This window comes from Pseudomonas sp., assembly GCF_050739655.1.
Classification (GTDB): domain Bacteria; phylum Pseudomonadota; class Gammaproteobacteria; order Pseudomonadales; family Pseudomonadaceae; genus Aquipseudomonas.
In genome coordinates, this window is record NZ_JBOIBY010000224.1 from 1 (window position 1) to 5,157 (window position 5,157).

At 59.6% G+C, this 5,157-nt stretch carries 5 protein-coding genes; 2 read left to right on the forward strand and 3 right to left on the reverse strand.

Going from position 1 to position 5,157, the window contains the following annotated elements; genetic code table 11:
- The first annotated feature begins 147 nt into the window (after window positions 1-147).
- The gene (locus ACRESJ_RS11135) at window positions 148-894 is read left to right on the forward strand and encodes an SDR family oxidoreductase (RefSeq protein ID WP_431757944.1); all 747 of its coding nucleotides are present in this window, start codon (window positions 148-150) and stop codon (window positions 892-894) included.
- 90 nt (window positions 895-984) lie between these two features.
- On the opposite strand, the gene mapR is transcribed toward ACRESJ_RS11135, so the two are convergent.
- The 3 genes from mapR to ACRESJ_RS11150 all read right to left on the reverse strand — a co-directional run bounded on the left by mapR (window position 985) and on the right by ACRESJ_RS11150 (window position 4,369).
- Window positions 985-2,394, reverse strand: coding sequence for a GntR family transcriptional regulator MpaR (gene mapR, locus ACRESJ_RS11140; protein ID WP_431757945.1), 1,410 nt, complete (start codon window positions 2,392-2,394; stop codon window positions 985-987).
- Window positions 2,395-2,524: 130 nt separating this feature from the next.
- Window positions 2,525-3,955, reverse strand: coding sequence for a cytochrome c oxidase accessory protein CcoG (ccoG, locus tag ACRESJ_RS11145; RefSeq protein WP_431757946.1), 1,431 nt, complete (start codon window positions 3,953-3,955; stop codon window positions 2,525-2,527).
- Between the two features lie 180 nt (window positions 3,956-4,135).
- The gene (locus ACRESJ_RS11150; RefSeq protein WP_431757947.1) at window positions 4,136-4,369 is read right to left on the reverse strand and encodes a DUF3203 family protein; all 234 of its coding nucleotides are present in this window, start codon (window positions 4,367-4,369) and stop codon (window positions 4,136-4,138) included.
- Window positions 4,370-4,489: 120 nt separating this feature from the next.
- Here ACRESJ_RS11150 and ACRESJ_RS11155 point away from each other — a divergent pair, with 120 nt between their 5' ends.
- Window positions 4,490-4,981 carry an MgtC/SapB family protein gene (locus tag ACRESJ_RS11155; protein ID WP_431757948.1) on the forward strand — a complete coding sequence of 164 codons (492 nt, stop codon included), beginning with the start codon at window positions 4,490-4,492 and terminating at the stop codon, window positions 4,979-4,981.
- Window positions 4,982-5,157: the final 176 nt, after the last annotated feature.

Genomic DNA, 5,157 nt, shown 5'->3' on the forward strand with positions numbered 1-5,157 from the left:
AGGATGTTCGCGTCATCGTTAACGTTTTTCGCGAGCAAGCTCGCTCCCACAGGGTTTGTGTGGCTTGCCCGCGCAAGCCATGCAAAAAGCAAAAATGGCGGTTATTCTTCCCCCCGACCGCTTACGCTTGAAATGGGGAAAGCTTGCATGGACAAAGTCATCGTCATCACTGGCGGCAGTCGCGGCATCGGAGCTGCGACCGCCCTGTTGGCCGCCGAACAAGGCTATCGGATCTGCATCAACTATCAGTCCGATGAACAGGCGGCGCAGAGTGTGCTGGAGCAGGTTCGCGGCCTTGGTGCCCAAGCCATTGCAGTGCGCGCAGACGTCAGCAACGAAGACGAAGTGATCGCGCTGTTCCATCGGGTGGACGTTGAACTGGGCCGGGTGACGGCGCTGGTGAACAACGCCGGCACCGTCGGGCAAAAATCCCGGGTCGACGAAATGTCCGAATACCGCATGCTCAAAATCCTCAAGACCAACGTCCTGGCTCCCATGCTGTGCGCCAAGCACGCGATTCTGCGCATGTCGCCCAAACATGGCGGGCAGGGCGGCAGCATCGTCAACGTCTCTTCAGTCGCCGCACGCCTGGGCTCGCCCAACGAATATGTCGACTATGCCGCCTCCAAGGGCGCGCTTGACACCTTCACCATCGGCCTGTCCAAGGAAGTGGCGGGTGAGGGGATCCGGGTCAACGCGGTGCGCCCCGGCTATATCTACACCGACTTCCATGCGCTCAGTGGCGATCCGGATCGGGTCAGCAAACTTGAATCGGCCATTCCCATGGCCCGTGGCGGACGGCCGGATGAAGTGGCGGAGGCGATTGTCTGGTTGTTGTCCGATAAGGCTTCTTATGCGACCGGAACCTTTGTTGATTTGGGTGGTGGGCGGTAAGAGCAAGATCAAAAGATCGCAGCCTTCGGCAGCTCCTACAGAGGAACGCATTCCAGGGTAGGAGCTGCCGCAGGCTGCGATTTTTTGCATTTAAAAGGACCGCACGATGCGCCCCAACGTCTCCATCGCCTTCTCTGCAGCCTCATCCCACGGGCTGCCGTAGTTCAACCGAATACAATTTTTGAACCGCTGCGTCGGCGAAAAAATTGGCCCCGGCGCAATGCTGATGCCCTGCGCCAGCGCCATCTGAAACAACTTCAACGAGTCCATCTGCGGTGGCAGTTCCAGCCACAGAAAGTAGCCGCCGGCCGGTTGGCTGACGCGGGTTTCTGTCGGGAAGTACCGGGCGATCGCTGCAAGCATGGCGCTTTGTTGGTCTTCCAGCGCGTGACGCAATTTTCGCAGATGGCGGTCGTAACCACCGTGCTGCAAGTAATCGGCAATGGCGGCCTGGGCTGGCATCGAGGCGCACAGGGATGTCATCAGTTTCAGTCGTTCGATCTTCTGCGCATAGCGTCCAGCCGCGACCCAGCCGATGCGGTAGCCGGGGGCCAGGCTTTTGGCGAACGAACCGCAATGCATCACCAACCCTTCGGTATCAAAGGCCTTGGCAGGCTTCGGTGCTTGCTGGCCGTAATACAGCTCGGCGTAGACATCGTCCTCGATCAGTGGCACTTGATGGCTGCGCAGCAGTTCCACCAACGCCTGTTTTCTGGCCTCGGGCATGGTTGCGCCCATGGGGTTCTGGAAACTGGTCATGCACCAGCAGGCTTTGATCGGGTAGCGTTCCAGGGTTTGCGCAAGTACCCCAAGGTCGATGCCATCACGCGGATGCACCGGGATTTCCACGGCTTTGAGTTTCAGCCTTTCCAGAATTTGCAGGCTGGCGTAAAACGCAGGGGCTTCGATGGCCACCAGGTCGCCCGGTTGCGTAACCGCTTGCAGGCACAGGTTCAGTGCTTCGAGGGCGCCGTTGGTGATCAACAGTTCCTCCATCGGCAACATCAGCCCGCCGACCATGTAGCGCAGGGCGATTTGCCGCCGCAATTGCGGATTGCCCGGTGACATGTCGGTCACGACCATACGCGGGTCCATTTCGCGGCTGGCGCTGGCCAGCGAGCGTGACAGTCGTTGCAAGGGAAACAGGGTCGGACTTGGGAAGGCCGAGCCGAAGGGCACGGTGTTCGGGTCCTTGATCGAATCGAGTACCGAGAACACCAGTTCGCTGACGTCGACTTCGGTGGACTCATTGACCTGGCTACTGATCACAGGCTCGGAAAAGGGGCGTGGCGCGTGGGCATTGACGAAGTAGCCGGAGCGCGGGCGCGCGCGGATCAAGCCACGGCGTTCCAGCAGGTAATAGGCCTGGAACACCGTGGACGGGCTGACGCCGTAGGTCTGGCTGGCGTAGCGCACCGATGGCACGCGATGACCGGGGCCGAGGACACCGGAGCGGATCAGTTCAGCGATGTCGTCGGCGAATTTTTCGTAGCGTTTCATCGAGTGCCCGGTTGGTAATAGTCAGAGAAATCGAGGTGATTTCTTCGCGAGCAAGCCCGCTCCCACAGGTAATGCGCAGTCCTTGTGGGAGCGGGCTTGCTCGCGAATGGCGGCACCGCAGTGTAAGGGATCAACGGTTCATCGGCGCCACAAACCGGGTGTTGGCCACGCTGAAGACGCCAGGCTCATCACTGTCGACAATCTTGAAGCTGATGCTCTGCGAACTGCTGGCGGGACGCTCCGTGAGCATCGCCACAGACACTGGCACATCGACAATCTCGCCGGGCGCGAGGCTCAGCGAGGTTTTGCCTTGTAGCTGGAAGCCATCACCGTCGAGCAGGGTCAGGTGGTAGTCCTGGCGCTGATGGGTTTTATTGATGACTTTCAAGCTGTAGATGTTTTCAATCTGCCTCTGACTGTTCTCGCGGAACAGGCCACGGTCCTTGCTCACGTCCAGCGACACCATTGGCCGCTCCATCAGCGCCAGCACCAGCGCGGCGATCATCACCAACAGGACGGCGGTGTAGCCGATCAGCCGAGGCCGCAACAAATGGGTCTTGCCACCCTGCAATTGGCGCTCAGAGGTATAGCTGATCAGCCCACGCTCGTAGCCCATTTTGTCCATGATCGAATCACAGGCGTCGATGCACGCCGCGCATCCGATGCACTCCATCTGCAGGCCGTCGCGGATGTCGATGCCGGTAGGGCAGACCTGTACGCACAGTTGGCAATCGATGCAATCGCCCAGGCCGACTTCGGCCGGCTTGACCTCCCGCTTGCGCGGGCCACGGTTTTCGCCACGGGCCACGTCGTAGGAAATGGTCAAGGTGTCCTTGTCGAACATCACGCTCTGGAATCGTGCATAGGGGCACATGTGCATGCACACCGCCTCGCGCAGCCAACCGGCATTGATATAGGTGGCGCCGGTGAAGAACAGCACCCAGAACAGGCTCACGCCGCTCATGTGCAGAGTCAGCAGTTCTTCGGCCAAGGGCCGGATCGGCGTGAAGTAACCGACAAAGGTCAGGCCGGTGAGCAGGCTGATCGCCAGCCATAAGGTGTGCTTGGCCGAGCGGCGCATCAATTTGTTCAGGCCCCAGGGAGCCGCTTGCAGTTTGATGCGCTGGTTGCGTTCACCTTCGGTGATTTTTTCGCACCACATGAAGATCCAGGTCCAGGAGCTCTGCGGGCAGGTGTAGCCGCACCAGACGCGGCCGGCAAAAACGGTGATCGCAAACAGGCCGAACGCGGCGATGATCAGCAGCGCCGAGAGCAAGATGAAATCCTGTGGCCAGAACGTCGCGCCAAAGATGTGGAATTTGCTCTCGGAAAGATCCCAGAGTACGGCTTGGCGACCGCCCCAGTTCAACCAGACGGTGCCGAAAAACAGCAGAAACAGAAATCCCGCGCCACTGATGCGCAGGGAGCGAAACAGGCCGGTGAAACTGCGGGTGTGGATCAGGTTGTCGCTGGTCTTGACCTTCATCTTTGGGCGTGAAGGTTCGTGGATCTTGACGGGTGTTGGGCTTTCTACGATTCGGACGGGGATTAGCTCGCTCATGGTCTTTCGCTCATCAGCCTCCATCAGGCATGAGCACTATGAGCGCCGATCTGTTTGCATAACAGGCTCAGGTAATTCAATAAAAAGCGGATCAGATGACGTGATTAGACTTGCTGCGACAAGTTGAAGCACTTGTCGCAGCGGCACTAACAAGCCTGTGGCGTTACACGGCGGGCGGGATCAAATCACCGAATCACTGTCGGTAGCCTTCAAGTGCCGGCGTCCGTCTATGGCGCCTGCGACGGTCAATGCGTCGGCCTCTGCTTCGGTGATGTAGATGCGCTGGCCATTGATGTCCACCGCCGACATGGCTTTGGCGCCGTCCGTGACGATGGTCACATCGGGGCACAGGCGAATTTCCTCGCCGGTCTCGGTGGTAAAGAAGCAGGTTTGGTTCTCGATACGCACGCTCATGGCCTGGTCCCTTTTTTGTGACTGATGAACGTTAGGGTCTTTTCATCGGCGCAACGTTCTGTGCAACCGATTAATGGTCGGTGCGGTCCATCCTCCATGGCCCTTTACAAGGACAACACCATGAACGCCTGGTGGCATGAAGTCTGGGTGACCCTGCAAGCGGAGTTCGCCGATATCGGTGACGCCGCGCAATTGACCCGCGTTACCGTGCGCCTGCTGATGGCCGCTGTGTTGGGGGGTATTCTCGGGTTCGAACGGGAACACAAAGGCAAGGCCGCCGGTGTGCGCACCCACATGCTGGTCGCCATTGGCGCGGCGCTGTTTGTCATGGTGCCGCAGATGTCCGGCTCCCAGGCGGATGCCATGAGTCGGGTAGTGCAAGGCGTGATCGCCGGGATTGGCTTCCTCGGCGCCGGGACGATCCTTAAAAACCAGGAGGGCGACGAAGGTCACGTCAAAGGCCTGACCACCGCCGCCGGGTTATGGATGACCGCTGCCATTGGTGTTTCGGCCGGGTTGGGTCGCGAGGCGACGGCGGTGCTGAGCACGTTGCTGGCGTTGGTGATACTCGGGGTGATGCCCAGGGTTGTGCGGTTGATTGAAAAGGACTGACAGACCCGACTGAACGTAATGCTGTGTAGGAGCGGTCGGTTACTTCAACATCTCCAGTGCCTAACCCACCGCCTTCGCGGGCAAGCCACGCTCCCACAGGGTTTTGTGGTGTCCATGGATCTAGTGGTCGACCCATGAACCTGCAGGAGCGAGGCTTGCCCGCGAAGAGGTCGGTT